The sequence below is a fragment of the Magnetospirillum sp. 15-1 genome (assembly GCF_900184795.1).
GTDB lineage: Bacteria > Pseudomonadota > Alphaproteobacteria > Rhodospirillales > Magnetospirillaceae > Phaeospirillum.
Genome location: NZ_FXXN01000025.1, coordinates 1 through 25,783 on the forward strand (window position 1 = coordinate 1; position 25,783 = coordinate 25,783).

At 58.0% G+C, this 25,783-nt stretch carries 23 protein-coding genes and 1 pseudogene; 19 read left to right on the forward strand and 5 right to left on the reverse strand.

Features of this window, described 5'->3' with window-relative positions; all coding sequences use genetic code 11:
- From CP958_RS13000 to CP958_RS26650, 19 genes and pseudogenes are all read left to right on the forward strand, one after another.
- Nucleotides 1-351 (forward strand): transposase (locus tag CP958_RS13000; protein ID WP_242442884.1); only part of this gene is annotated, 351 nt, incomplete at its 5' end.
- A gap of 186 nt (nt 352-537) precedes the next feature.
- The gene (locus CP958_RS13005; protein WP_170958966.1) at nt 538-1,836 is read left to right on the forward strand and encodes a WG repeat-containing protein; all 1,299 of its coding nucleotides are present in this window, start codon (nt 538-540) and stop codon (nt 1,834-1,836) included.
- On the forward strand, nt 1,766-3,421 hold the full coding sequence (locus CP958_RS13010) for a WG repeat-containing protein (RefSeq protein ID WP_170958967.1): 1,656 nt from the start codon (nt 1,766-1,768) through the stop codon (nt 3,419-3,421). Before CP958_RS13005 ends, CP958_RS13010 begins: the two co-directional genes overlap by 71 nt.
- Before the next feature lie 215 nt (nt 3,422-3,636).
- Complete coding sequence (locus tag CP958_RS13015; protein ID WP_141400510.1) at nt 3,637-4,152, forward strand: hypothetical protein; 516 nt, start codon at nt 3,637-3,639, stop codon at nt 4,150-4,152.
- Nucleotides 4,149-5,231 carry a hypothetical protein gene (locus CP958_RS13020; protein ID WP_096702390.1) on the forward strand — a complete coding sequence of 361 codons (1,083 nt, stop codon included), beginning with the start codon at nt 4,149-4,151 and terminating at the stop codon, nt 5,229-5,231. Before CP958_RS13015 ends, CP958_RS13020 begins: the two co-directional genes overlap by 4 nt.
- Entirely contained in the window at nt 5,221-6,099 is an 879-nt protein-coding gene (locus tag CP958_RS13025) for a hypothetical protein (protein ID WP_096702391.1), read from the forward strand. Before CP958_RS13020 ends, CP958_RS13025 begins: the two co-directional genes overlap by 11 nt.
- A 133-nt stretch (nt 6,100-6,232) precedes the next feature.
- Nucleotides 6,233-6,406: a hypothetical protein gene (locus tag CP958_RS26415; RefSeq protein WP_170958968.1), complete on the forward strand. Its 174-nt coding sequence runs from the start codon at nt 6,233-6,235 to the stop codon at nt 6,404-6,406.
- A 30-nt stretch (nt 6,407-6,436) separates the two neighbouring features.
- Nucleotides 6,437-6,790: a hypothetical protein gene (locus tag CP958_RS13035; protein ID WP_141400511.1), complete on the forward strand. Its 354-nt coding sequence runs from the start codon at nt 6,437-6,439 to the stop codon at nt 6,788-6,790.
- 122 nt (nt 6,791-6,912) lie between these two features.
- Nucleotides 6,913-7,809, forward strand: coding sequence for a sigma-70 family RNA polymerase sigma factor (locus CP958_RS13040; protein ID WP_096702394.1), 897 nt, complete (start codon nt 6,913-6,915; stop codon nt 7,807-7,809).
- A complete protein-coding gene (locus CP958_RS13045; protein WP_141400512.1) occupies nt 7,809-8,366 on the forward strand; it encodes a hypothetical protein in 558 nt (185 codons plus the stop codon). Before CP958_RS13040 ends, CP958_RS13045 begins: the two co-directional genes overlap by 1 nt.
- A 32-nt stretch (nt 8,367-8,398) precedes the next feature.
- Nucleotides 8,399-9,568: a DUF1566 domain-containing protein gene (locus CP958_RS13050; RefSeq protein ID WP_170958969.1), complete on the forward strand. Its 1,170-nt coding sequence runs from the start codon at nt 8,399-8,401 to the stop codon at nt 9,566-9,568.
- A gap of 47 nt (nt 9,569-9,615) precedes the next feature.
- Nucleotides 9,616-11,103, forward strand: a complete 1,488-nt coding sequence (locus CP958_RS13055) for a hypothetical protein (protein WP_096702397.1) — start codon at nt 9,616-9,618, stop codon at nt 11,101-11,103.
- A 219-nt stretch (nt 11,104-11,322) separates the two neighbouring features.
- Nucleotides 11,323-12,714 carry a site-specific integrase gene (locus CP958_RS13060; protein ID WP_096702398.1) on the forward strand — a complete coding sequence of 464 codons (1,392 nt, stop codon included), beginning with the start codon at nt 11,323-11,325 and terminating at the stop codon, nt 12,712-12,714.
- A gap of 114 nt (nt 12,715-12,828) precedes the next feature.
- A pseudogene (locus CP958_RS13065) lies at nt 12,829-13,005 on the forward strand (IS3 family transposase); the annotation flags it as partial.
- 971 nt (nt 13,006-13,976) lie between these two features.
- Nucleotides 13,977-14,651: an HNH endonuclease signature motif containing protein gene (locus CP958_RS13070; protein ID WP_141400399.1), complete on the forward strand. Its 675-nt coding sequence runs from the start codon at nt 13,977-13,979 to the stop codon at nt 14,649-14,651.
- 149 nt (nt 14,652-14,800) lie between these two features.
- The gene (locus CP958_RS13075) at nt 14,801-16,141 is read left to right on the forward strand and encodes an anti-phage deoxyguanosine triphosphatase (protein ID WP_096702399.1); all 1,341 of its coding nucleotides are present in this window, start codon (nt 14,801-14,803) and stop codon (nt 16,139-16,141) included.
- A 511-nt stretch (nt 16,142-16,652) separates the two neighbouring features.
- On the forward strand, nt 16,653-16,901 hold the full coding sequence (locus tag CP958_RS13080; RefSeq protein ID WP_096702400.1) for a helix-turn-helix domain-containing protein: 249 nt from the start codon (nt 16,653-16,655) through the stop codon (nt 16,899-16,901).
- A gap of 219 nt (nt 16,902-17,120) precedes the next feature.
- Entirely contained in the window at nt 17,121-17,951 is an 831-nt protein-coding gene (locus CP958_RS26645) for a DEAD/DEAH box helicase family protein (RefSeq protein ID WP_242442885.1), read from the forward strand.
- Between the two features lie 386 nt (nt 17,952-18,337).
- A complete protein-coding gene (locus tag CP958_RS26650; protein WP_197706404.1) occupies nt 18,338-18,778 on the forward strand; it encodes a zinc ribbon domain-containing protein in 441 nt (146 codons plus the stop codon).
- 208 nt (nt 18,779-18,986) lie between these two features.
- Here CP958_RS26650 and CP958_RS13090 read toward each other — a convergent pair whose 3' ends face one another.
- The 5 genes from CP958_RS13090 to CP958_RS13110 form a co-directional block, all read right to left on the reverse strand.
- The gene (locus tag CP958_RS13090) at nt 18,987-20,678 is read right to left on the reverse strand and encodes a DNA cytosine methyltransferase (protein WP_141400513.1); all 1,692 of its coding nucleotides are present in this window, start codon (nt 20,676-20,678) and stop codon (nt 18,987-18,989) included.
- 126 nt (nt 20,679-20,804) lie between these two features.
- Nucleotides 20,805-21,704 carry a TniB family NTP-binding protein gene (locus CP958_RS13095; protein WP_096702402.1) on the reverse strand — a complete coding sequence of 300 codons (900 nt, stop codon included), beginning with the start codon at nt 21,702-21,704 and terminating at the stop codon, nt 20,805-20,807.
- Nucleotides 21,698-23,644, reverse strand: a complete 1,947-nt coding sequence (locus CP958_RS13100; RefSeq protein ID WP_096702403.1) for a Mu transposase C-terminal domain-containing protein — start codon at nt 23,642-23,644, stop codon at nt 21,698-21,700. Before CP958_RS13100 ends, CP958_RS13095 begins: the two co-directional genes overlap by 7 nt.
- A complete protein-coding gene (locus CP958_RS13105) occupies nt 23,641-24,300 on the reverse strand; it encodes a TnsA endonuclease N-terminal domain-containing protein (RefSeq protein ID WP_242442720.1) in 660 nt (219 codons plus the stop codon). The genes CP958_RS13100 and CP958_RS13105 overlap by 4 nt, the downstream gene beginning before the upstream one ends.
- A 13-nt stretch (nt 24,301-24,313) precedes the next feature.
- Nucleotides 24,314-25,660, reverse strand: coding sequence for a TniQ family protein (locus CP958_RS13110; RefSeq protein WP_096700596.1), 1,347 nt, complete (start codon nt 25,658-25,660; stop codon nt 24,314-24,316).
- Nucleotides 25,661-25,783 lie beyond the last annotated feature (123 nt).

Sequence of the window (25,783 nt, forward strand, 5' to 3'; positions counted from 1 at the left end):
CTGAAATGGGCGCAGGACCACTGCATGCAATGGCACTACATCGCCCCCGGCAGGCCCATGCAGAACGGATTCGTCGAGAGCTTCAACGGCCGCATGCGCGACGAACTGCTCAACGAAACGGTGTTCACCAGCATGGCCCAGGCCCGCGCCGTCATCGCCACCTGGGTCGCCGACTACAACACGACCAGGCCGCACTCGGCCCTGGGCTACCAGACACCGGCGGCCCACGCTGCCAAACTCAAAGCAATGGGGCCGGCCTCTCCGCCCCTCCGGGGCTCCGAGCCCGGCCCCATTGCTCAGACCGCGCCACACGGCGTAACTTCGCCCAAGGCTCTACTTACGGCCGGATGAAACTTCCAAGGCAGGTCAGGGCTCGATGATCGACCATTCGTGATCCGTCAACTCGTACCGCCGCCGTGCCATCAATGCCCTCCGTGCCAGAGGGAATCGTTGAATCACGACGCGCGACGAAGGGGAAGCCTGTTTATGAGTTTACGGCCTAGTCACTTTCATACAAACATCGACGGAGGGCGAGACGTGTACAAAATAAACACCGTTCTGTCATTGGCAGCTTGCGTCTTGGCCTATACGTCAGCCGCCATGGCGGAAGAGCAACTGGACAAGGTCAATATTTGCCGGGTCGCGCTACCTGCCATCGGAAAGGAAGGATTCGTCGACAGTCGGGGGCAATGGGTAATACCCCCGATTTACGACGACGTAAAAGATTTCACTGAAGGGCTAGCGGCGTTTCGCCGGAATGGTCGGGCCGGATACCTCAATAGTATCGGCGAAGAAGTTATTTCCGCCAAATTTGAGGAAAGTTCCGAATTCTCGGAAGGATTAGCGGCGGTAAAGATAGATGGGTACAGAGGATACATCAATAAATCTGGAAAAGTGGTCATCCCCCCACTAACGACAGACTATGTTGGAAGCTTCTATGAGGGGCTGGCCTGGGTCGAGCGTGGTGGCAAGGTTAGTTTCATCAATCCCACCGGACAAACGGTTATTCCGCCCCAGTTCGCCCATGCAGAAAACTTCTCCTCAGGCTTGGCGCCGATTCTGCGCGACTATAAATGGGGCTATATCGACAAATCTGGACAAGAAATTATCGCAAGGCAGTTCTCGAGCGCTCGATCCTTTTCCAATGGAATGGCGGTCGTCGAGATAAACAATAAATGGGGATATATAGATAAAACCGGCAAAGCAGAAATCCCCTTACAATTTGACCGTGCCGATGATTTTTCAGAAAACATAGCAAGTATACAAAAAGGAAATAAATGGGGTTATATTAATAATTATGGCACGGCTATCATTCCACCTCAGTTCTATAGCGCCGACAAATTCATTCGAGGACTGGCAAAAATTGGCCTTGAACCAAAGTCAGGTGATGTCATTTATTACGGATATATCAGCAAGTCTGGCGATACAGTCATAAAAGCAATGTACTCATCATTGTATCATTGCCAAAATGGTTTGTTTGTGGCGCAAGAAAAGAAGGATGGAGCGGTGTTGCTGCTTGATGGCAGTGGCAAGCGCATTGTGGAATTTAACAAAAATGAACAGGAGCGATTGGAGCGCCAGAACGCCAAAGAGCGTGTCGCGCGCGAAGAAAAAGACAAAAAAGAAGTGGTTGACCTTGAAGAGTTCATTGCAAAATCGATCTGCAAAGGCCTGAAAAACGGCGACACAATGAGTTACACGAATCCGACCGCCCCGGATGCAGGAACCAGAAGAGTCAAAATTGCGAGGGTTTATGATGTGCGCAATGAGGCAATGGTTCGCTATCTTGATCCCCCGACTACATTCGATGTGGCACATTGCGGTAATCTCAAATGAGCCGATACAGCGTGCTTGGCCGGTGAAAAGCGATGGTCCGCCGTGGAATTTTTCATTCGCCCATAGCCGCCATGGCCAAGATATTTTCATGGCGCATGGCGCATGGCGCATGGCGCATGGCGCGTGTGCCAGGAAGCCCGCTCCATCGTCAAGCGCAACACGCGACACGAAGCCGCCCGCATCAATCACCGGCACTGGCGGGGGGATAGGGAAGAGATGGTGGCGTGGCGGTAACGAACAAAGGCAAGTCGTCAAAATTCATACAAAGCGAAGGTGGTTAAAGATGAATTATAAAATTCATGCCGCGATCTTCACGGCGTCGCTTGTCCTTAGCAGCGCGACCACCTCTGCGTGGGCGGCATCAAACAACGGATTGTGTTCGATCAAAATTGAAGGAATAAACCAATCTGGTTTTATCGATCAGCATGGAAAGATGGTTATAGACACAATATATGAAGAAGTTGGAGATTTTTTAGAAGGTTATGCGTACTTCAAGAAGAACGGAAAATACGGCTATATTGATATGGCGGGAAATGAGGTTATCCCTGCCACATATGATATGGCTGGAAATTTCAGCGACGGCCTTGCAAACTTTGGAAAAGCGACTGGAAGCGCCATAAATCGTGAAACATTATTTGGATACATTGACAAGGCCGGGAAAGTCGTCATCCCTCCGAAACTGAACTATCCTGGAACGTTCGTCTCTGGACTTGCTCCTGTAAAAGATTCCAGTGGCAAGTTTGGGTTTATAGATAAAACAGGAAAATTTAAAATACCTGCGAAATTTGAGTCAGCATCAAAATTTTCTGAAGGGCGTGCGGCAGTTAAGATTGGCTCGTCTTATGGATTTATTGACCAGTCAGGACGCACCGTCATCAGCCCAAAGTATGAAAGTGCCAATGATTTTTCGGAAGGATTGGCAAGAGTTAAGCTCAATGAAAAATACGGATACATTGATGCGTCGGGGAAGATGGTTATTTCCCCAAAATTTGAATTTGCATTTAACTTTAAAAATGGACTGGCGCGTATCGAAAAAAATCGTATTTACGGATATATATCAAAAGATGGATCAGAGGTGATGCCTCCGACATTTGACGATGCCGATGATTTTCTTTTCGAAAGAACCAGCGTTAAGTTCGACGGAATGTATGCAATCATTGACGTGTCCGGAAGTATTGTCGCAACTGACAAATATAAATCGATGGTTCCGTGTGCCAATGGCCTGTTCATTGCGCAGATCGACAGACGCAGCCCCCCGGTTATTTTGGATCGCAATGGTAGTCGCGTGGTCGAATTCGACAAGCAAGATCGGGAACGACAAGCCCGCCAGGACGCCAGAGACCGAACTTTCCGCGAGGAGCGAGAAAAAAAGCAAGCCGCTGAAAATGAAGATTACACCAGACGATCAAATTGCCAGCATATTTTACCTGGAAAATCCATGACTTATTCTGAAATGACGATGGTTGGACCTGATGATAAGAAGGTTATTATCACAAACGTATTTAAAGAGATAAAAAAGACCCAGGTCCGCTACCTTGACATTCGAAAGGCAGATGCTGAGGTTGATTGCATAGATATTAAGTAAGGCAAATAGACGCGTCCGACCGGCGGGGGACGTTTGTCTCGGCATTCCGATTCATTGCCGTAAATCCTGGCAAGTGCCGCTCGGCGAGAACTGGAGAAGCTCAAAGGACAATACGAGCCATGGCGTCGGCGACAATGATTTCGACGACACCAGCCCGCCGTTTGGGGGCTTCAGGGGCAGTTCCGCTCAGCGAGACATGGGGTAAGAGGTGGTCCGTGTCACAACGTTCAGATAATACGACGATTTCCTGGCGCACCGCGTTGCGCCAGGAGATCCACTCCGTCGCCCACCGCTTCCGCGACGAGTTGGACACGCCCCATTACGGCCCCCGCGCCGGGTCGTGGGTGCGCGAGGCGCGGGAGGCCGCCGACACCATCCTCGACAATGCCGAGGCTGAGAGTTGGGCGGCGTTCTGCGCCCTGGTGATCGCGGGGCTTGACGCGCAAAGTGACCGCTGGCGCGGGAGCGAGTTTTCCGATCCCGACGGTTTTGGCGGCTCGGCGCTGTGGCGGTTCATCTCGGCCCTGCACGAGGTGGAAGGGGACGACTTCGCCACCGCCTGCGGCAAGATGGAAGCGGCGGCCAAGGAACGTAATGCCAAGCCTATTCCCAGCCACGACGTTTACCCGCTGCCGCCGGAAGATCGGGTGCCGCCACTCGCAGAACCCGAGCGCACTCCGCCCTCTCCGTTCGCCCGGCTGGCGGCATGGTGGCGGTGGATGTTCGGATGATTTGGTGGCCGCTGTCCGATCCCAAGACGGAACGCGAGCGCCGCTTCGCCTTCCTGCTGCCGCCGCTGCTCTGGGCCGTCATTGCCGCCCTCGGTCCCTTGCCGATGATGAACCGGCTGGGCTGGGGCGACGAGGTGACGGCCATTGCCGCCCTGCTCGGCATGGTGGGCGGTTCGTTCGGGCTATTGCGGGTGGATTGGCGGGCGCCCGACGGTCATGACGGCTGGGGCCGGGTGGGCGCGTTGTGGCTGGGCTTCATGCTGCTGCTGCCCGGCGCCGGGGCCTGGGGGCTGCACGCTGAGTCTTCCGGTGCCGGGTATGTGGCGCTGATCGCCGGGGTGATCTTCTCGGCCCTGCCGTTCGGACGATGGGAGACCTTGAACGCCTTCCAATGTCTGGGATTTTCCCTGCGGTTCTATGGAATCTGGCTGGTGGTGATGCTGGCGGTGGCGGGGCTGTCGCCCGATCAGGGCGGCTGGGTGCTGGCGGTGGCCTATCTGCTGAGTCCGCCGTTCGCGGCATGGATCAGGCGAAGGCTGCCGTTGCGCTCGACATTGTTCATATCCAACTGGAGCACGCCCTATCCTGCCGCCCGCCGCCGCCGCTTCTTCGCCATTCTGGCGCCGCTGTTGATTGTGGCTGTTTACGATTACGCCTCGACCATCGGGGGCAAGACCATGCTCCATTTCGGCGGGGTGCTTGAGGCGTTGGGCGTGCCGCATTTTTCCGGGATCGGCATTGTCGGCCTGCTTCTGGTGCAATTGCTGCCGGTTTTCATCTTGGTGATCTGGATGCGCGATGGGCTGAGCCTGAAGGCACTGCGCGATTCCGTTGATCTACAGGAATATGTGCTGATGATCTATGTGGTCAGCAATGGCTGCGCCTGGGCCGCATTCGCCGTGATCTTTCAACTGAACAAATGGTTTTTTCATCCGTGGCTGGATGATTATCCCCGGACCAGCCTGATCGTCATCATCCTGCTGACCTTGGCCTCGGGTGTGAGCTTCTATCGTCTGCTGCTGGGGATGGAGGTGATGAATCCCCCCGCCAGGAGGGCCGGAAAACGCCATGACGGCTGAACCAGAAACACCCGCGCCCATCTTCGCCTTCCACGAAGCCCAATTCAGCGTGGCTGATCAGCTGTGGCCCATGATCGCCCTGGCGGTTTTCGGCGCCCTGTTCGTGCTGTTGCCGATCAAGGAGGTGGCCTTGAAGGGGCCGCCGGAAACGGCGCTGGTGGTGGTCTGGCTGTCGAACGGCGGTATGATCTGGTTCCTGGGCCGTGGCCTGCTGGGAACATGGCTGAGCATGCGGCGCGGCGAGAAGGCCGGATTGCGGGTGGCGGAGGGTGAGGATTACCTGGAAGTCGCCTTTTTCGCCGGTCCGCGTCCCTGCCGGGTTCAACGCTTCGCCTATGCCGAGATCACCGGCTGCGGCGTCGATACCTTTTTTGACGCTTTCGGCAATCCCCGCACCCGCCCCTATGTGGCTACGCGCGGCCTTCTGGGCGGTTCCAGCAAGACCATGATTCCCCTGGCCGCGCCATGCGACGCCCGCCAGGTTTCCAGTTTCCAAGGCCACCACATCGCCGTCGATCTGGACCGCGTCATTCGCCGCCATTGCGATCTGCCGCAGCCCGAAATCCCCCTGGCCGTGGTCGCCGAGGAACACGACCAGGAGCTTTTGCGCTTCGCCGCACAGCAGTTTCAGCGAATCGAGACCGAGCAGGCCCTGCGCCGCAGCCGCTTTCTAGGGGTGGACTGGGTCCGCCTCGGCATGGCTGCGCTGGCGACGGCATTGCTATGCGTTCTGTGGCTGGACGATGAAATCCATCTGCGTTGGGATGACGGTTCCGACTGGCTGGTGGTCGGCATCGTCTTCTATGTCTTCCATCGGCTGACGGGATCATTTCTGAAAGCTTGGCGGGAGCGGCCACGGGACGAGTAGGAACGGCGCATGGAGAACACACCTGCGGGCCTGTCCAGGATTGGCCGAACCGGATCGATGGTGCTGGCCGTGTTGGGAAGGCGGGTTTTTTGTCTGGCTGCCGCTGGGGTTGAGCGCCGTCGGGTGGCATGTCGTGCTGGCCGGCATCTACGATCTGCCGGTTTTGCCTTGGGCGTCGGTCTCTTTCCATTTGCTTTGGGCGGGGCTATTTGCCGCGCGCATCGGCTGGCTGCTATGGCGGGGCGCCGAATACCGAATAGTGCTGACAATCATGCGGCCCAGCCAAACCCAAAGCGGACTGGCGTAGTTGGCGACGGTGTTGACGTGTGTTTCTTCCATGCTGCTGGGCGCCCTGGCCCCTCCACGCGGCGGGATCACCGATTTGGCGGCCGTCCTGCTGGGAGGCACCGTTGTCGGATTTGTCGTGGGACGTGAAGTTATGCGGCAAGTTCAAGCATGGCGGCATGATTTTCCGCCGCTTCCAGCCACGTTGTTGCCCCAAATCATTCAGGCCTTTCATGATGAGCTGCGGGAGTGGCAGCAGGTCGACGGCCCATCGTTGGTCGGCACGCGCGGTGATTTGTTCCGCGTGCAGATGGGAGTGGTGGCAAACTATCTGGAGCGATCCCCTGAATTGGCGAGGCACGAGGTCGAGATTTACCAAGCATTGGACCGATCCGTGGGAATGTGAATGAATGCATGCCTTGCCGACATGATGTTGCTCGCACATACTGAAAACCGGTTGTGGGGCTGGGGGCAGTATCACGGCATGGTCGGTTCGGTGGTCACGGCATTCATTCATGGGGCGTCGCCATGGCGGTGACCCATGCCGACGATTTGCGCCTGATCCGCGACGTTGCCGCCGCGCGACCGCAAGCTTGGGAAAACTTGGTCGGGCGCATTGCCGACACCGTCTGGACCGCCTGCCTGATCCTCGAGGGCGACGAGGTGGGAGCCCGAGACGCCTTTGCCCTGACCATGGCGGGTCTGCGCGCCAACGGCTTCCGGCGTCTGCGCGACTATGACGGCTCCAGCCGGATCGAGACCTTCGTCATCCTGCTGACCCGGGAAATCCTGATCGAGCGCCTGATGGGCAATCTGGTCCAGGGCAGCAAGCAAGGATGGTCGGCGCTGGAGCATTTCTTCGCCACCGACATCCGTCGCATCGTCGCCCGCCGCCTGCCCGGCGACGATCAGGACGACGCACGCCGCGACGCCTATCAGGAAATCTGCCTGCGGCTGGTCGAAGACGATTTCCGGCGGCTGCGGGCCTATCAGGGCACCGGCAGCTTCGGTGGATTCGTCCTTCATACCGTGGACCGGTTGGCCATCGACATCGTGCGGCGCACCCTGGGCCGTGGCGAGGCCGTGGCCAAGCCGCGGCCTGTGCAATTGGACGGGCCGCAATGGGAAAGTTTGGCTTGCCCAGCCCCTTCGCCCGAACAGTCTGCCCTGGACACCGAGGAAGAGGCCCTGCTGTCGCGGGTGGCCGCCATTCTGACCGATCTGATCGACACCCTGCCCGCCACCGAGGCATTGTATCTGCGCATCGCCCTGGACGGTGCCGAACCGTTGCCGGCGCGCGAAATCGCCCGCCTGATGGGACGGCCAGTTACGGAGGTCTACAAGATCAGGCAAAAGGTCATGGTCCGCCTGCATGATATTTTATCCGAGCATCCCACGGTCAAAAAATGGCGGGAGTCCGTCTAATGAACCGTGAGACGAAATTGATCCTCGGATTGATCGACCCAGACGCCCCCCGCCCGGATAAGGCCGTGGCGGCGGAAGTGGCGGCACGGGTCATGGACGGTGCGATGGCGACGAACACGGCACGGGAAACCACAGCGGAAGTGGCTGCACGGCTGGATGGCGGTCTGGATGGGGAAGCCCAGGACCGGCTTGACCGCACCCTGGCCGCTGATGGCCAGGAATACCAGGAGATGGCCGCCTCGGCGGAACTGGTGGACGCCGTCGCGGCCCGATTGGTGGCAGTACCGGCGGATTTACTGGGACAGGTAACGGCAACGCCGAATGCGAAGCCCGACAGGCCAACTCGGCGCTGGACACCCTGGCTGTGGGTCGGTGGCGCCGTCCTGGCGGCGGCTCTTGCCGCGGTGTTGGTGCTGCGCCATCACCCCATGCCGCCCGACGGCAAGGGGGAGATAATGGCCAAACCGACCCAGGGCGCAATGCCGCAAATGGTGCCGGCTGGCAGCCTGGAAAGTACACCCTCGCCCAGCCAGGGCGAGATGCGAGGCGGAAAATGACCCGGATATCCAGACACGGAAAGGGATGCCTGATGAGATTCCATTTTGCCGTCAAGGCAATCGCTGCCATTGCCATGCTATGCACTGCGGCATCCTGTGTCACCGTGGATCAGTCGCAGAGGGGCGGCTTGAACCTGTTCGGCGGTGCCAATTCGTCTTCCCGCGACGTTTCAAAGATGCCGTTGACGTCCGAGCAGTTGGGCCAACTGACGACTGGCAGAAAAAGCCTCGTGCGAACGGATGAAATGTTCCTGTTCGCGAAAAATGGACGATTGCTTTACGAAGACCGAGAAGCGCGAACTTATTCTCAAGGGCTATGGTTTTTGAAAAAAGCTAAGGTCGATGCCGCTAATGGCCGCGTCGATGACATGTTGTGCGTCGCCATCAACAGTGTCGAAAAGGCCGCATTCACCGTGATGCCCTGTATCCGCCTGTTCCCGGATCCTGAAGGGCGCAAGAACACCTATCTTGGTATCAGTGCCGATTGCGCCAACACCGATACCGTTATGACGCGATGCAATTTTGAAGACCGCACCTTCGGCTATTTCGTTTCCTTCGAAAGGCCTGAGCGCCCCATCCCCTTGCGTCCGACCCTGGTCGACAACAACGACGGCACCATTTCAGATCGGGCGACTGGCCTGCAATGGATGCAATGCTCGTTGGGGCAGCAGAACCTCAACCAGTACCAATGCGCCACCCAGCCGCAGCCTGTGAATGGCGGTGTGGCGGATGCGCAAAAAATGGTCAGCGAATTCAATAAGAATGGGGGAGTGGCGGGAAAAGTCGATTGGCGTCTGCCGACCCCAGAGGAATTGAAGTCTTTGGTCATTTGCTCGAACGGCAAGCCGACCCCACTGGCGGATGGAGAGAGCTGCACGGAACCATTGTCATCCGGCCAATCCCGGCAATTAGCCCAGCCGACATTCGATTCGGTGTTCTATGGCGAAGGCGCCCCCTATCTGACGTCGCGGATTGAACAACAGGATTTGGGGCGATTGGCTTCCGCTTTCGGCAAATTTGGGAAATTGGCCTGGACCGTCGATTTCAGCTCCGGCCTTGCGAACCCGAATGTGCCCGCCGAAGCCGTCTCCAGCATGCGTAGCAGCCGGAGCGGCAAAGTCGCAGACCCGGTCTATATCCGCCTTGTCCGGAACGACACCGGTGGCCCCAAGCCCGCGACCGGCTCCAAGAAAACGAAATGAAACCCCCTCCCCCCCGAACTGCGGCGCAATGCCTGGGCAGAGTGGCGATGGCGGCTGTGGCTGTGCTTGTCCTAAGCGCATCGGGGGGAGAGGACGCGGAGCAGGAGGAGTTCGACAGGCTATTCGATGAACAGTACGAAAAGGGCCTGGATGACAAGATCGAGGTCAAATGCTTCCGCAAGGGCGATTTCAACGCCTGCCTTCAGATGCATCAAAACGGCACGGGGCGCAATCCGGCCTTTATCCGTAAAATGTTCGAGATCGCCCGGCAGGGGGCGAACCGCCAGCAGTTTGAAACCCTACTTTCCTTACGTCAAACCCGGCTTGATCCCGGCACCTGGGATAGTAGCAGGCAAGAGTTACAAACCATATATCGGCGTGATGGCGCCCAGAGCGGACAGGCGCACGATTTCCTCAAGGCCTATCGGCTTGGCCCTAACCCCGGCGACCTTGAACGCTTCACGGTTGGCGGCTCCATCGACGACTTGCATCAGGCTTTTGGTGAAGAAAGCATTCGAAGCAGCGAATGGTTCCTCCGCTATCGCGAGGTAGCCTTACAGCGTTTTCTGCAAAAGGGTGGCGTCCGTGGCTATTATTACGCCTATACCGCCACACAGAACCGAGCACATCTCCAACGCGCCATCGGCCTTACCTCATCAGGCGGGGAAGGCATCGAAAGCGATGTCTTCGGCGCCTATCTTGGCGTCTTTGTCACCAGTCTGAGTGACGTTCCAGGTTATGCGGCTTTGGTGGAGAAATGCCGGGATTGCGATCGCCGCAGCCTTTTCGAACACGTCGCCAATATCCCTGGGTTCGCGAAAACCGCCTCTCTACAGTCGTTTCCTGCATCCATAGAGAACCGATACCATTTCATGAAGACAGGCTATTCCGTCCAAGAAAGGGTCGATGGACGGCAATTCCATCTGGGAATATCGTCAAAAAAAGCTTCGATGGATCTGGTCGCCGACGCCCAATGCGTAGACGACGGACAAGAAAGCGAAAGCACGTCCGTCGGGTTTTTCGATTTCCTCGGTTTATCGCTCGGTACCGGAGGGCGTCAGGTTCCTAAAGAAAAGATTCTTCATTACCAACGTTTCCGCTGCACTCTGTCCAGCGGTGACGCCTCCGTCATCGACAGCATCAGCGCACACGGCGCATCCTCCTCGCCGCTGCGCTTCGTCCGTTCCTCGTGGACGGCCCGCAGCAGCATCGGGGAAGAGATTGTTTGGGGTGCGCCGGATCCTGTTTCCTCCAGCCCTGATCGCAGCCCAAGCAAGGCCGGTGCCGATCATTCACGGCCTTCCTCGCCATCTTCCTCCACAAACGTCCAAATGGTGGGAATCAAGAATGTGCGAAAAGCCGACAAGGTCGGGGAAATCCAGTATTACCGTGTCGACTGCCACAACGGGAAACACCGCGTGGTGGGACAGCGCGCGGACGGGCGTTGGTTCGACGGAGCCATTGGCATAGGAGAAATGGGGGATCGTTACCGCCACATGTCGCTCGATGAAATCGGTAAACTATTCTGTGAATAAGTAGGGCTCCAGTGCAAGAAGTGAAAGGAACTCCTATTTCGATGGGCTGTGCATATCAAGCACACCCATAACAGGGTAACAGATTGATTCTAAGAAAGAGAGGGTTGGACGTCAGCTCCCTTTCCTACGCCAAATCTCCTCGTATCACGAGGAAAACCGCGACATCCAGACAGATCAACGGCTGATCGGCACTCCAGTGTTCCAAAGGAGTGTTCCAAAATGCCCGCGACCGCCTATCTCCGTCGCCATCCCCGCACCGGCATCTATTGGTTCCGCCGCGCCGTTCCCGCCGCCTTGCGCACTGCCATCGGGCGCTGCGAAATCGTTCGTTCGCTGAAGACCCGCGACCGCCGCGAGGCCCGACGTCTGGCCCTGGTTCACGCCGTCGAGGCGGAGAACCTGCTGGCACGGGCGAAAGGTGGGGAGGCATTGGCTCAGCCATCGTCGATATCACCTGCGGTTCCTGACCTCGCGGCATTGATCGAGGCCGCTGTCCGCAGGGCGTTCAATATTCCAAATCCCTCTCCCGAGCCGGCCTCCGATGGCTTGCGGTTGAACGAGGCTTTCGAGCGCTACGATTCCGAGCGTCGTTTGCGCCCCCAGGCCCGGATCGAGTTCCTGGCTGCCATCCGGCGCTTCCGCGAGGTGGTGGGTGACGACCGCCCCGTGGCGGCCATCACCAAGGCTGATGTCCGAGCCTATAAGGAGGCGCTCATGGCCATGCCGAAGCGGATGACGGCCAAGGAGCGGGAAATGCCGTTGCCCCGGCTTCTGGCGGGCCTGGACGGCAATGGCGTGGAACGGGTGTCCCTCACCACGGTGCGCAAGACCATGGGCATGCTCCAGACGGTACTCGGCTGGTGCGCCAAGAACGGCTACCTGGAAGGCAATCCCGCCGCCGGCCTGAAGCCGACCCAAGCTGAGAACGGCAAACTGCGCCGCCTGCCCTACGATGGCGAGGACCTGAAGACCATCTTCTCCTCGCCGCTCTATACCGGTTGCACCTCCGAGTCCAGGCGGTGGGCGCTGGGCAGGCTGGTCATTCGGGATGCCTGCTTCTGGTTGCCGCGGCTGGGGCTCCATACCGGCTGTCGGCTGGAGGAATTGGGGCAACTGACCCTGGCCGACGTGAAGGAAGAGGACGGCATCGCCTTTCTCGACATCAATGATCTGGCGGAGGGACAATCCCTCAAGACCAAGGGCTCACGGCGCCGGGTGCCACTGCATCCCAAGGTGATCGAGGCCGGGTTCCTGGTCCACGTGGCGGCTCTGCGGAAGCGGGGGGAGACGCGGGTGTTTCCTGACCTGCTTCGCGACCCGCGCGGCAAGACCACGGCGGCGTGGTCCAAGTGGTGGGGGCGCTACACCGCCAAGATCGGCATCATTGATCCGCGCAAGGTGTTCCACTCCTTCCGTCACGCCTTCAAGGATGCCTGCCGCGCCGCCGGAATCGAGGAAGCAATCCACGATGCCCTGACCGGCCATGTGGCCCCTCATGTGGGGCGGAGCTACGGGAAGGGTTACTCGCTGTCCGTTCTGGCTGAGGCCGTGGGGAAATTGGAATTCGAGGAGAGGGGCAAGCGAATTGACTGCTTAGGAAATGAGGAATGATCAATTTCGTCAAGCCATCAGGTTCGGCCGAGCAGAAGAAGTTACCCCAGCCACGGCCACACAGCTCCAAATGGGACGGTGTGGCCGAGCCATCGCGCCTTGTACTCGGTATCCCAGTGCCTGGCTTCGGTGCCCGACACCTCGATCTCGGGCGTACGGGTGGTCCGCGAGCTGACGGCGCTGGTGGCCCGGTGCGGCAAGCCGGAGATGATCGTGTCCGACAACGGCACCGAGTTGACCAGCAACGCCGTGCTGAAATGGGCGCAGGACCACTGCATGCAATGGCACTACCGCTTCAGCACCAGCCAGGGCAGAAGCAGATTCAGCAGTCTGAATTTGACGTTGAAGGGATGCCAGATCGCTGCCCAGGTCATCCAGGCTACTGGAAGCCTCTTCGAGAGCTTCGTCGGCTAAGGCAAGTCTTTTATCGGCTAATTTATCGACCGTCTCACGGCTCTTTAGCAGATGACGAACTTGGCCCTTCAGATTCTCATGTCGAGATTCAAGCTCATCATATGCGTTAAGCGTTTCCAGTAGCGCATCGTGACACTTCAGCAACTCTTGCTTGAGTCGCTCAATGAGTACGCCTTTGTCCTCTGTCATTCTGCGAGCTTTGTCAAAAAAGTTTTGGCTGGCGGTGTAGCACCACGATGACAACCGCTTTGCAGAACGATGGTCTGGTGTTCCAAGAGAGTGACGGATTTCAGACCGTCCAAAGCTCTTTATCAAATCGAGGGGGACACGACAACGGAAGTAGTACGTTGCAGTCCGTCGAATCAGATACGACATGCCACACCACTGGTACACATTGATGGTACACAGCAGCTTTGAAAATGTCGTAAGTTGTCGGATTCGGACATAGGTGGGACGGTGACAAGGTCGCGGGCCGTGATTTGAGCCTATAGCCGGGATTGCGCGGTATTCATAAATGGGACCGATCCGAAAAATCCAGCTTTAGGCAGGATCGATTGTTGCCCGATATCACCCATTCTCCGCAGCCCGTTTGCGTGAACGCGCCTTGGCGGGCCTCCCTTGCGTCCCGTTACGGCTTAAGCCGCCCAGAATGGAGCAGCGCGCGCCAGAGCGGCAATCAGTAGTTGATCATTTTTGGTCAACAGCTAACGTATTCTGCGTAGCTGTTGTCAATCGGCATCGCTGCGGTCCTGGCAGGAGGAACAGTGGCTCACCCAACCCAAGCGACAATCAAACGTCTATTCGCCCAATCTGGTGAATTCTGCACGTACCCCTCATGCGGTCGCCAGGTGATTGATCGCACGACGGGAACCGTCATGGTGGAGGTCTGCCACATCAATGCGCGAAGCCCAGGCGGCCCCAGATTTGATCCAACACAGACAGACAAGGACCGGAACGCCTATGACAACCTGATCCTTCTCTGTGGAGACCATCATAAGGAGGTCGACGCTCAGCCAGAGAAACACTCAACCGAAAAGCTGCGCGAGATGAAACGGACCCATGAACGCAGCTTTGGGCGCGATGTACAGGCGGGCGACGCAGCCATCGCCAAAAGGCTCCTGCAGGTGTACGTCCGGAACCTCTCCGTGGAACAGGTATCGGGCGACGTTATCGTCAACGGCGCCAAAACCGTGAACATTCGAACCTCGACCAAGAAAGTGACGATCGCTCCAGCGCCAGGTACTATCGGCGCGGACCAGAAACTGCTCCGCTACATCGACTACCTGATCAGACGATACATCGAATTTGCGGGCAAGGACCCATTCCAGGCCCGCAGCTTTAACCCCGCTAGGTTTCGAAAGAACTTGGAGAGACGGTTCCGGGCTCATTGGAAAAATCTGTCTGTCGAGCGGGCCGATGAGTTGATCAAGTACCTTCAGGAGTGCATCGATAGAACTGGCCTTGCGAAGCTCAACAGGAGTAAAGGGCACCGCTCCTATTCAAACCTCCAAGAATATGAATAATCGCCTCGATCTGGGAGGCAAATTGCGCCTCTAACTGACATCCGAGCCTGCCAACGATTTCACGAGAGCGGATATGGGAAAATCCTCACGCTTCGGACCCAGACGGCCTTCCATGATATGATGGCCACAGATGTATAGGGGGCATAATAATGGTTTGGCTTGAGCGGCGATCCGGCTGGCAAAAAAACCCCCAGGATGCTCGTACACCAGGCGATGTCGATTACGGGCGTGTGATCCACTCCGCTTCGTTCAGGCGGCTACAAGGCAAGACCCAGATCCTCAATCTAGGTGACAGCGACTTCTATCGCACGAGGCTGACACACTCCCTTGAGGTTGCCCAAATTGCAGCGGGTCTTGGTGCCCAGTTGCTCCACAGTTTCCCTAATCACGATGCGATTGGTTATATTCCAGACCGAAGTATGATACAGGCCGTCGCCTGTACGCACGATCTTGGCCATCCGCCGTTCGGTCACGGTGGGGAGGTTGCGCTGAATTACTGCATGCGGGAGAACGGTGGCTTCGAGGGGAACGGGCAAACTCTTCGCATTCTCTCAAGACTAGAAAAATTCTCAGGCGCCGATGGTGCGGACCTTTCCCGCGAGGCGTTGCTTGGTGTACTGAAATACCCAGTGGCCTATAGTGCCGCTGCAAATCCAAGAATCGTTCCGAGAATGCTTGCCGATACTAGTGGCACCCCGCTGCTTGATCGCAAGGCGTCCAAGCCGCCCAAATGCTACATGGATAGCGAGGCGGACGTTGTTTCCTGGTTGCTTAAGCCGCTTTCTGAAGGGGATAGGTCTCTCTTTCAAGCTAGTGACCCGCAACCGGAGAAGCACGCTAAGGCGCGGCACAAGTCCTTTGCGTGCAGCATTATGGACCTTGCCGATGACATAAGTTTCGGCATCCATGACATGGAGGATGCACTGGCATTGCGGTTGGTAGACGAAGCTGGGTTCCGCCGGCACGTGACTCCCAAGAAGTGCGAAGGTCTGCTCGACTATCTCAATTCGAACTACGCTGGCAAATATGGAAACGACGTCTACGAAGGTCTTATCGGGCGCATTTTTGCTGATGGTGCCGAGCGAAAGCACCAGATCAACCGTATTCTGAATTTTGTTATCCCCAGCGTAGCAATTATGGAACTTCCAGAATTTGAGGAACCGCGCCTGCGCTTTCGCGCTTACCTCCCTAAGCCGGTCGCACAATTCGTTGAAGCTGTGAAGGACTTCGTTCGTGACGAAGTCATACTATCTCCGAGCGTTCAGCATCTGGAATTCAAAGGACAGATGATGGTGATCTCGGTGTTTGAGGTTTTGAGGTCCGACCCAAAGAGCTTTCTTCCGTCAGATATTTTTGCCAAATATGAGCGTAGTTCTGACCCGCTGCGCGATATCTGCGACTATGTTGCGGGGATGACGGACACCTACCTTTTGAAGACATATGAGCGTCTCTTTGCGCCGAGGATTGGGTCTGTCTTCGACAAGCTTTAACGTGTGCTGCGGGTGCAGTTCGGTCGCTCAGAAGCCTGACTGCCCTGCCCACTATTAGTTCGTCACCGCAATTTTACGCCCGCCCCACACCACACTTAATGCGGAGATGGCGCAATGTCAGAAGCGCTATTGGCCAAGAGCTGCACTTGCAACATTCCACAACACGTTGCATTATACCCCCATTGGTGGAGGGGATGCAAAAGCACGCGCGACTCAAAGAAATCTATGCAGAACTGAGGAGATGCGTCGGCGCAGAGGTATCATCCGGCGATCTGATTCGTCTAGCCCACCATATTTTAGCAGCCTACTCAATTGATGTTGTCGATGATGAAATTGCAGATTCTCCACGCGAGAGTAGATCGTTACGATCTCTCCCGGTTGATATCGCAATGAGAGACGGTGGATGGGCTATATATTTTTTTGAGAATCGCTGCATCCGTAGCATTGATAATTTTACACCAGACAGCCTTGCGCAAATATATCGATATCTTGACAACCTTCTAGGTGAAGAATGGCAAAGGCGAACACCACCGGGATGATTCAGGCAGCTAAGGAACACCTGCTTTCTGGTCTGCCAACGACACGTTTGGAGGCGCTGATTTTGTTCGGCGTGTCCAACCTTCCCGAAGTTGTCTACGAATTACGGCAGGCAGGCTGGGTTATCAAATCGCGCACAATTCCATATGCCACGGCAATGGTCAGAGTAAATAAGTACGCTGTATTTGCAGCCACCCGCCAATCTACCAATACGAGAGATTAAAATAACGGAATATTGGGTAGAAAAGTGAGGCGACTATTTACGTTAAGGCAGCGGCTCATATTGGCCCTGATAAGTGGTGGCCGATGTGCAATCTGCAATGAAAGACTGGAAAAGAGCTACCATGCAGACCACGTCATCCCATTTTCACGCAATGGCACAACGACATTACTAAATGGGCAGGCGCTTTGTCCTAGATGCAATCTCCGGAAAGGCGACAAGATGGTAAAATTACGCCCATGGCAAGAAAAGGCTCAAGAAAAGGCCTTGAAATGGCTCGTTGATCAGGGAGACGATAAGCATTTCCTCATTAATGCAGCGCCAGGTGCTGGAAAGACAAAGCTAGCATGCTCTATTGCAAAGACGCTAATTGATAAAAACCTCATCGATCGCGTTATAGTTATTGCACCTCGCGTTGAGGTAGTTAAGCAGTGGACGAAAGATTTTTTCGACATAACATCCCGCTTTATGGGAAAAGTTGCTGGCAGCGAAATTGAAATTGAGTATGACGTTGGCGTTACATGGGCTGCCGTTCAAAATCTTCAGGATGCATTCCAGGCTGTCTGCCGGTCACACCGGACTTTATTGATCTGCGACGAGCATCATCACGCGGCTGTTTCCGCCGCTTGGGGCAATAGCGCCGACTCGGCCTTCGCAGACGCAAAATATGTCCTTGTCCTGACAGGTACGCCGATCCGGTCCGATTCGAAGAAATCGGTCTGGTTGGCATATGACGATCTAGGAGCTATCGACCACCCCGAAGGAGGGATTTACACGCTCTCTTATGGAGAAGCGGTAGATTTTGGGTACTGTCGCCCAGCAACATTTCACCGCCACGAAGGAAAGTTTACGGTAGATCTTGATGATGGTGAAAAGATATTCGTATCAAGTAAGCATCCTGCGGAGCTCACTCCAAATTTGAAGCGAATTCCAGGACTCCAGAGAGCCCTTGATTTCTACAAGCTGGCCTGCGCCCCTCAATACGAAGCGGATAAAACGACTCCAACGACTCGATGGCTACCAGGGAACAATGGTCGAGTGGGCCAGCGCTAAGTTGGCCGATCTTCGGCACCGCATGCCCAACGCGGGTGGATTGGTTATTGCCCCTTCCATTGAAATGGCCAACTACATGGTTAAGCTTATTGAGTTAATGGAAGGGGAGACGCCGACACTTGTTCATAGTCAATTGCCTAACGCTGATAATAGAATAGACAGCTTTCGTCATACGGACAAAAAATGGATTGTCTCTGTCGCCATGATTTCTGAGGGCGTAGATATACATAGGCTGCGCGTTTTAATATATCTTCCTAGTGCACTTACGGAACTTGCTTTCCGGCAGGCTATATGGGCGAGTTGTCAGAACCAACGGGCCAAACGACGATACCAGGGCTTATGTGGTTATGCCCTCATTCGATACATTGGAGACATTCGCCCGGCGCGTGGAAGAGGAGATGCCTCCCCATGCTCTTAAGGACGACGAGAAGCCGAAAACAAAAAAATGTCCATCGTGCACAACCGAAGCGCCGCTCGGAGCAAAATTTTGTGATGTCTGCGGATTTGAATTCCCCAAAGCGCCCCCTAAGTTCAAGCCATGCCCGTCGTGCAGCGGACTTAATCAACTAAGCGCAACCGCTTGCCAGCACTGCGGCACTGTATTTGGGTCTGATTTTAGCCTGAGCCTGGATGAGGCACTAAGAACGGGCGCAATTGTCCGTGGCATGGACATCGAAGAAGAAGACGTCCAAGCAGGAGAAGCTATGGCGGAGAGCGTCAGGAAGGTTGTCATGGCAAGCGGAGACCAAAAACTTATCAATGTTATAAGTCAGCTTCCTGAAGAGAGTTGGGCGCGCCTAAGGAAGTATCTCAGCGAATCGGAATAGACACCTATTGTCAACTGGCAGCCCCGGTCAGGACAAGTACCGATACTTCAACTTTATGCCTTTTAAGCTCCTCATTGGATAGAGATCCAATGAGGAGACCGGCAAGTATCAGAGGGCTTGCACGCCCCCCCCTTCCACGTGTCCGACTACCAAATGCACGCCATGTGGGCGCTGCGTTGCTCCGTTATTAACCTATCTGCCATAGCGCCTATATAGACGACGAGAATGCAAGCTCACCCGGCCGCAGCGCACACATGGCGTCCCTCTTGGTACGCACCGCTGCCCGACCCCGATCCGCCAACAATGGGTTCACCACCGAACCGAGCAATAGACCGGACAGAATGAGAGCCGCATTGCGGTGCAGTTTGGCGACGCCAGGAAGGCCACTGGTCGCGTCTCCGTACTCCGCCACAAGTGCGAAATCAATCAGCTTGCAGGCCTGACCCTGGTGAGCACTAATCGCCTCGACGAGGGCGGTCCCAACTTCGTCCAGCATATCAAGCAGCATGAAGGCGCGCGTGCCGCCAGGACCTCGGTGCGCCCAGAGCGCTTGCATATTGGCGATATCGGCTTTGGCAATAAAGGAGCACGCCTTGGAGAGGATGGGCTCGACGGCGATAGCCAGTGCCTCCGGCATTTGCGCCGAGAGACACTTCGCTAAGGCTGCATCGAGACGCAAGCTCTTGATCGCTTTTGAGGTACCGAAGAAAAAGGCCAGCCGCCACTCGACAACGGGCCTGGAGGTGTCATTGCATATCTCGAAGCGGACACCGCTTTTAAGCTGCAGGCTTGGGATCGCGAATTTGAAGGTTCTACTCGCTGGATAGCTTGCGCCAACTCGATCGGGCGGCGTTTCGAGAGGCAAAGGTTTGGGTCGCGTGAGGCCTTGAGCCGCCATTGAAAGGCTTGGCACGGCGCGAGAGCAATGCCCCTGGAGGACGTGTCCCATCAGATAGGAAAAGGCTGGCGGTACGGCGTTGCCGATCATCCGCAGCTTCTGACCATAGTTCGCCCCATAAAATTGAAATGTCACGGGGAAGCCCTGTAGGCTTGCGCGCTCGCGAAGCGTAAGCCGTCGGAAGGCGCCTTCGGGTTCTGCGGCTTGAATGACGATGCTCTCACGAGAGACTCGAGTGCATGTGGCGGTGATCGTGCGTACAGAGCGATCGAGCGGGTCCGGGAAAGGCATTGCGTTGTACACGGTGTGCGTCGTCTTGTTGGCGCAGTTTATCCTGACTTCCTCCTCGCTCAGCGCATCCTCTGCGACATGATCTGTGAGGTCCGAACGCGGGATCGAGAGGCCGAAGAGAGGGTCTACGATTGGGTCCGAGGAGAGCGCCGCAACGATCTCGCCGAGAGTCCGGGGCTGGGCCGCCGCGCGATAGTCTTCGAGCAGATCGATGTCGAAGTTGCCGGCGATGCACCGGCGACGGCGCTGTGGCAGCCCATATTCCGCCATATCGACGATATGCGTGACACAACCCAGATGGCGGAATGCATCGAGCTTCCCGCCCTCTTCTAGCTCTGCCTCGATGATCTTCGCTACGCGCGGTACATTCTCCATTGCCCAGACGCGCGGCTTAAGATGATCGACGATGGCCAGGAACCGCTTGATGTCCTCAAGACCGTCCGCAATGTCTCCGCCACCGCCGCGATTGCTGAAAGAGAATTGCGTGCATGGCGGGCTGCCCACGACAACGTCGATGTCCGTCGGCAAATCTTCAAATGAAAGTCGACGGATGTCGACCGTCTGGGCTTGATGGGAATTGTTCTTGAAATTTGTCTCGTTAGCGGGCCCCCAGTACTCATAGGAGGCGATCACATCGATGCCAGCGAGGCGCAGGCCAAGTGACCACCCCCCTACACCCGAATAGAGATCGATCGCTCGCAATTTGCGCATAATGAGCACCCACCAATATCACTATTACTGGTGCCCATAGAATCTGAAAAGTGCGAGTCTGGCAAGATCTGATGTGCCGTCTCACCTCCTTTTCGGCATTTTAGTCCCGTCGATCAGGCTATCGCATCACCTCGCCGCCCGTCTCCTCTCACTCGGCATCACCCACGGCACCTGATCAAGCGTCCCCATATCGATGATCTCTCGACCGGCATGGATCGCGGTTTCAGCGGCGAGCGCGAGTAGCTTACAGGTCTCTCCGGTCAGCCCCTCCGACATGGCATGAATGCGGCCGATCAACTCTTTCGAGCGGAAATCGCTCTCCTGCCGCAGTTCCAGGCTCTGGGCGTAGCGTGCCACGAACAGGGCGTACTCCCGGCTGACGCTCCAGCGCGGGATGCCGATCGGCTCGAACCGGTTGCCCAATTGCTGGTCGGTCTGGAAGACCCGAACCGCATCCTGGGTGCCCATGGCCACCACAGGGATCTTCAGCTCGTTGCTGAGGCTCTTCAGGCTGTTCAGCACCATGGAGCGCTGATCGACCTTGCCGATCAGGAAGTTGCTCACCTCGTCGAGGATCAGCACCCGGGTGCCGACGGCGGTCAGCAGTTGGAGCAGTTGGTCCCATTTGGCCTGGGGCCGGGCCGTCGATCGGTAGGGGGCGCCCAGTGACCGCAGGATCGCATCGTAGAGGCCGCTGATATCGGCATAGGGCGGGGCATGGGCATAGACCACCGGGCGCTTGCCAAAATCGGGGCTATCTTCCGCCGGGCTGTGGTCGCGGACGAACTTCTGCGCCAGGGCGGTCTTGCCGTTGTTGGTGTCGCTATAGATCAGGCTGCACGGCGGCCGAACCACCTTGGGGTGGTCGTACAGCCAGGCGAGACGGCCGAGGATTGCTTCGCCCGCCTCGTACGCGACATAGCGCGGGCTGCGAATGCGGCGGATGCGGCCCTCAAGCTCATCCTGAGGGAAATCCAGCGGCAGCATGGGCGCCGGATTCAGCGCGAACAGATCGGGCGTCACCATTCTTCTACCCCCCTCTTGATCTCGGCATCATCAAAATCGAAGTCGTTGGATGTCGGCCTGGGCTTCGGCGGATCGGCTTCCTGGTTGTTGACCACCAGGGCCAGATGGCCGTCGCGACGTCGCATGGCCTTGGGCTTCGCCTGCGATTCCGCTGGTGGGCGCGGCGGGTCCAGGGTCAGTTCGGCTCGATGCTTGCCGAGTTCTCGCTTCTTGGCCTGCTCACGACGCACGCGCTTGGTCTGGCGGGTTGCCTCGGCGGTGATGCGGTGCATGTCCTCGTAGGCGTCGAAAATCGCCTGCTCGTTCTCGGCGGCCTTGCCCTGGCGGTGCAGCCATGCCTCAACCGCCCGGTAATCCCACAGGGAGATCGATGGCCGGCCGGTGTCGCGGTAGGGAATCTCGACGTAATCATTGAGCATCGGATCGAGGAAGTAGAGTTTGGAGATGTCGGTAGGGTCACGGCGGACCTTGAACTTCCGCCGCCGACGGCCTTCGTCGGTCTTGACCCACTGGGATAGCAGCGGATCGCGGTACCAGATCTTGTCCCAGACGATACCTTCCGACTGAACTGTCCTGGTTCTGAAAGGCAGAAAATCCAGGCGCAACCGCCGAGGGTTGGCGATAGGCTCGGGCAGACCGATACCCCGAAACCGGTCGTTGCCCATGATCCCGTCGTTCCACCGGGCCAGGGGTGGGCAGCCGATCCCGCTGTGGACCTTGTTGTGGTAGACGCCGACGATGAGGTTGAGCAGCCAGGACCGCAGTTCCCGCAGCGTCATCCGCGCCTGGGCCTCGGATTTGTACTCGCCGCGCTGCTTGGGATTGGAGAAGGTCGCCCCAGGAAGGGCGTGAACCTTCCGCGCCAGAGTCCCGGCCAGGCGCTCGATGTGACCGCCGTAATGTGGCGTCTTCGGCGGGCGGAATTCGTAGCGGATATCGTGCTCGTCCAGGGTGTCCTGGATCAGGTAGCTACGGAAGTCCTTGCCGTTGTCGGAATGGATCATGCGGGGCTTACCCCAGACCGGCCATTCGCCCTTAACGCCAAGCCGCTCCAGTTCCGCCGCCTTGTCCAACATCCCATGGCACAGGCAGAGGCCGACGGCGAAGGAGCCGGGATTGTCGAGCGAGAGGTGATAGCCCACCACCATGCGGCTGAAGACATCGATAGCCAGGGTCAGCCACGGACGGCCGATGGGTAGGCGCATCTCCTCGTCGAGCACCAAGATGTCGAGCAAGGTGTGGTCGATCTGCACCACGGCCAGCGGCGCATCCGCCCCGGGGAAGTTGCCCTTCACCGCCCCGAACTTGTCGTGGGCGGCCTTCTTACCCTCGCGCCTCAGCACCTTTTCCTTCGGGTCGATGGCCCGTAGCCTGGCACGAACCGTCTCTGCGCAGGGCTTCGATAGACTGGCGGCACGGCAATGGCGATGGACCTCCAGGATGACCTCTTCGCCGCTGGCCTTCTGCTTGGAGAGATATTTCTCATCAATGACGCTGGCGATGATCGCCTCGACCTCGGGCGACAGGCGCTTGGGCATCTTGCGGCCACGGCGCGAGGGAGCAAGGTCAGTCATGCGCCTCCGCCCCTCGTACCGCTTGATCCAGCGATACAGCGTGGATCGAGGAACGTCATGCTGTTCGGCGACGCGCTGGACATCCTCTTCGCTCCGCCGCTCGCAGCGCACCAGCGGCTTGATGATGGCGAAACGCCGTTTGGCCTCGGCCAGGTCTTCGGCAGCCAATGCGTCCAAGCTGCGATCCGCCTGAGCGGACTCCACATCCTTGAGCGATCGCAACTTGGAGACAGGCACCACTTCCTTGTCCTGCCCGCCCCCGACGTCGAGCAGCACCGAGGATGCCGTCACCGCCTCGACGACGGTGCAGCGCTTGCCACGCCAGAGAACTGAGGCGCCGGGCTGAAAGCTGAATCCATTGCTCATGGCCGCTTCTCCTTTGCCGGTGTAACGAAGGTATTCATGGTCAGGGGGCAGTCCAGGTCGGCCGCCACCTGGAACTCCGCCACCAAGGTCCAGATGCCGGGCAACACCTCCGGCCGGCTCAAGCCCAGCGCCTCGGCCATCTCGTCGGCGAGCGACGCGACATTTTTCGGGCCACCTTTCCGCAGGACCGAGCGCAAAGCCTCACGCAGACCGGCCGCAACGGGGCGGCCTCGGAACGGCAGCAGGAAGGTGGCGTTCTCCAGCCGGGGCGTGCGGATTTCCAACTCGCTCATCACCTGGAAGCGCCAGCCCTGGCGGCGGGCATAGGTGCGGGCAGCGGCGAACCGGCCGTCCAACTGTCCGGAGGTCAGCATGGGATCGGTGGAGTATTTGATCTCGACCAGACGCGGTACCGGCCGACCGCTACGATAAGTCACCAGGAAGTCGGGCACGTAGGAGCGGGCACGGCCATCGGCATCGTCGTACTCAATCCGCACCGGCTGTTCCTCGATGCCGGCGACGGACGGATCGAAGCGGCAGAGCAAGGCGAAGTCCCGCTCCAGGGTTGATTCCACCTGGACGCCGGGCCGCCCCTGTCCCATGGGCACCCGTCCACTGACACTGCGATAGCAAAGGCCGATCTTGCGCACGGGCATCGAGTGTCCCCCATCACTCTTTACAATCAACATTACCGTCGGGCGTGATTGTGTCGGGATCATGACCATCAAAAGGTGTTTTGATGGCACCAAGCCCAAGTTTCCGGCGAAGCAGGGCATCCAGCCATGGCCCGACATCCTCGCCGGCACGGTGCGCGGCCCGGCGGGCGGCCGCCTTCACCTCGGGCGAGACGCCATCCAACTTCCAGTAACGCCCCTTACCCCAGGGCAGACCGGAGGCCACGGGCTCGGCCACAGCGCCCATGGAGCCGAGTTTGGTTCCGCACAGGGCCACCAGGTTCCGATGGCTGGCCGCCTGGCCATGGTCGTGAAGCACCTGGGCTGCCACCATGATCTCTTCCGTAGCGTCACCCTTGTGCGGCTCCTTCAGGTGCCAGTCCACCGCGTGAGCATAGGCGAAGGGATACTCGCCCACCGGACGCTTGCGCAGATCGGTGCTGGTCATACCCACCGCCTTGGCAGCCTCGACGAAGCGATGCGGCCAGTCGGCCAGCAGCCAATAGGCCAAGGCGACCAGCACACCCCGGGCGCGCGGGGTCAGCAGGGCGCCATCCCGAGACCGAGGGAGACTTTCCGGCCGAACCGCCAGTCCTGGGGCACTTTCGGCCAACCAGAGCCTCAAGGCATGGGCGTTCTTGCCGCCGGCCAGCAGACGGAGCAGCTGGGCCAGCATCTCGAACACCGCGAAGGAATAGACCGGCCCGTATTCGCCGAGGCCTCGCCACCCTTCCCGGATCAGCTCCAGCAGATCGCGCTGCACGGGGACGGTGTCGAGTGCAGGTTCATCCCCACTGAAATCGCGGAGGTCGGCGCCACAGCCCGGGCAGCAGATAGTGCCCCGCCCATCCTGGCGCAGGATACTGAACGGCTCGGCACAGATCGGACAGCGGTCCAGCAGTAGGCGTCCATGGATCGGACAGATGGTGAAGAAGGAGAGCCGCCAGTTAAGGCGCAGATAGGGCTGCGCATCGCCCCGCAGACACATGGGGCAAATCTGCTGGCCGAAGCAGCGCCGCCCACCCTCGCGCCCGGCCGGCGGTAACCAGGCCAACTTGCAGAGACCGTCGTCGTACTCGAACAGGCGTCCGGACCAGCGGCGGAAGGTGGCGTGCTTCAGGTCCTCGACCGTCAGCCCCGTCTTCCCCGCCAACAGGTCCAGCAAACAGTCGTCGGCGTGGCGGTCGAGATCACGGGGATTACGGTCTCCGCCGGGCTGGACGATGCGGTAAAGCTCGCTCGGCCGCAGGCCATTGGCAGCGGCGGTTCGGGTGAACCATGAAGATACAGACTCGTCGGGCAACAGCCTGGGGTGCCCTGGCCAGCGGTCATCGTCGCGCATCGGCCCAGCCTCCAACCGAAGTGGAGGCCGAGGATCATAGCACTGCCGACCGCCACCAGGCGCAGGGCAGAGGACTCATCGGGCTGCGCAGAGGCTTGCGTTTCCCGTGATCGAAGGGAGCAG

Excerpts from the sequence above, each read along its gene's own strand:
- CP958_RS13105 (WP_242442720.1), bottom strand. The coding sequence starts at position 24,300 with ATGCCCGTGCGCAAGATCGGCCTTTGCTATCGCAGTGTCAGTGGACGG.
- CP958_RS13045 (WP_141400512.1), top strand. The coding sequence starts at position 7,809 with ATGAACCGTGAGACGAAATTGATCCTCGGATTGATCGACCCAGACGCC.
- CP958_RS13040 (WP_096702394.1), top strand. The coding sequence starts at position 6,913 with ATGGCGGTGACCCATGCCGACGATTTGCGCCTGATCCGCGACGTTGCC.
- CP958_RS13080 (WP_096702400.1), top strand. The coding sequence starts at position 16,653 with ATGGCAAAGGCGAACACCACCGGGATGATTCAGGCAGCTAAGGAACAC.
- CP958_RS13050 (WP_170958969.1), top strand. The coding sequence starts at position 8,399 with ATGAGATTCCATTTTGCCGTCAAGGCAATCGCTGCCATTGCCATGCTA.
- CP958_RS13090 (WP_141400513.1), bottom strand. The coding sequence starts at position 20,678 with ATGCGCAAATTGCGAGCGATCGATCTCTATTCGGGTGTAGGGGGGTGG.
- CP958_RS13110 (WP_096700596.1), bottom strand. The coding sequence starts at position 25,660 with ATGCGCGACGATGACCGCTGGCCAGGGCACCCCAGGCTGTTGCCCGAC.
- CP958_RS26645 (WP_242442885.1), top strand. The coding sequence starts at position 17,121 with ATGGTAAAATTACGCCCATGGCAAGAAAAGGCTCAAGAAAAGGCCTTG.
- CP958_RS13075 (WP_096702399.1), top strand. The coding sequence starts at position 14,801 with ATGGTTTGGCTTGAGCGGCGATCCGGCTGGCAAAAAAACCCCCAGGAT.
- CP958_RS13020 (WP_096702390.1), top strand. The coding sequence starts at position 4,149 with ATGATTTGGTGGCCGCTGTCCGATCCCAAGACGGAACGCGAGCGCCGC.
- CP958_RS13055 (WP_096702397.1), top strand. The coding sequence starts at position 9,616 with ATGGCGGCTGTGGCTGTGCTTGTCCTAAGCGCATCGGGGGGAGAGGAC.
- CP958_RS13035 (WP_141400511.1), top strand. The coding sequence starts at position 6,437 with ATGCTGCTGGGCGCCCTGGCCCCTCCACGCGGCGGGATCACCGATTTG.
- CP958_RS13010 (WP_170958967.1), top strand. The coding sequence starts at position 1,766 with ATGAGGCAATGGTTCGCTATCTTGATCCCCCGACTACATTCGATGTGG.
- CP958_RS13025 (WP_096702391.1), top strand. The coding sequence starts at position 5,221 with ATGACGGCTGAACCAGAAACACCCGCGCCCATCTTCGCCTTCCACGAA.
- CP958_RS13100 (WP_096702403.1), bottom strand. The coding sequence starts at position 23,644 with ATGAGCAATGGATTCAGCTTTCAGCCCGGCGCCTCAGTTCTCTGGCGT.
- CP958_RS13060 (WP_096702398.1), top strand. The coding sequence starts at position 11,323 with ATGCCCGCGACCGCCTATCTCCGTCGCCATCCCCGCACCGGCATCTAT.
- CP958_RS13095 (WP_096702402.1), bottom strand. The coding sequence starts at position 21,704 with ATGGTGACGCCCGATCTGTTCGCGCTGAATCCGGCGCCCATGCTGCCG.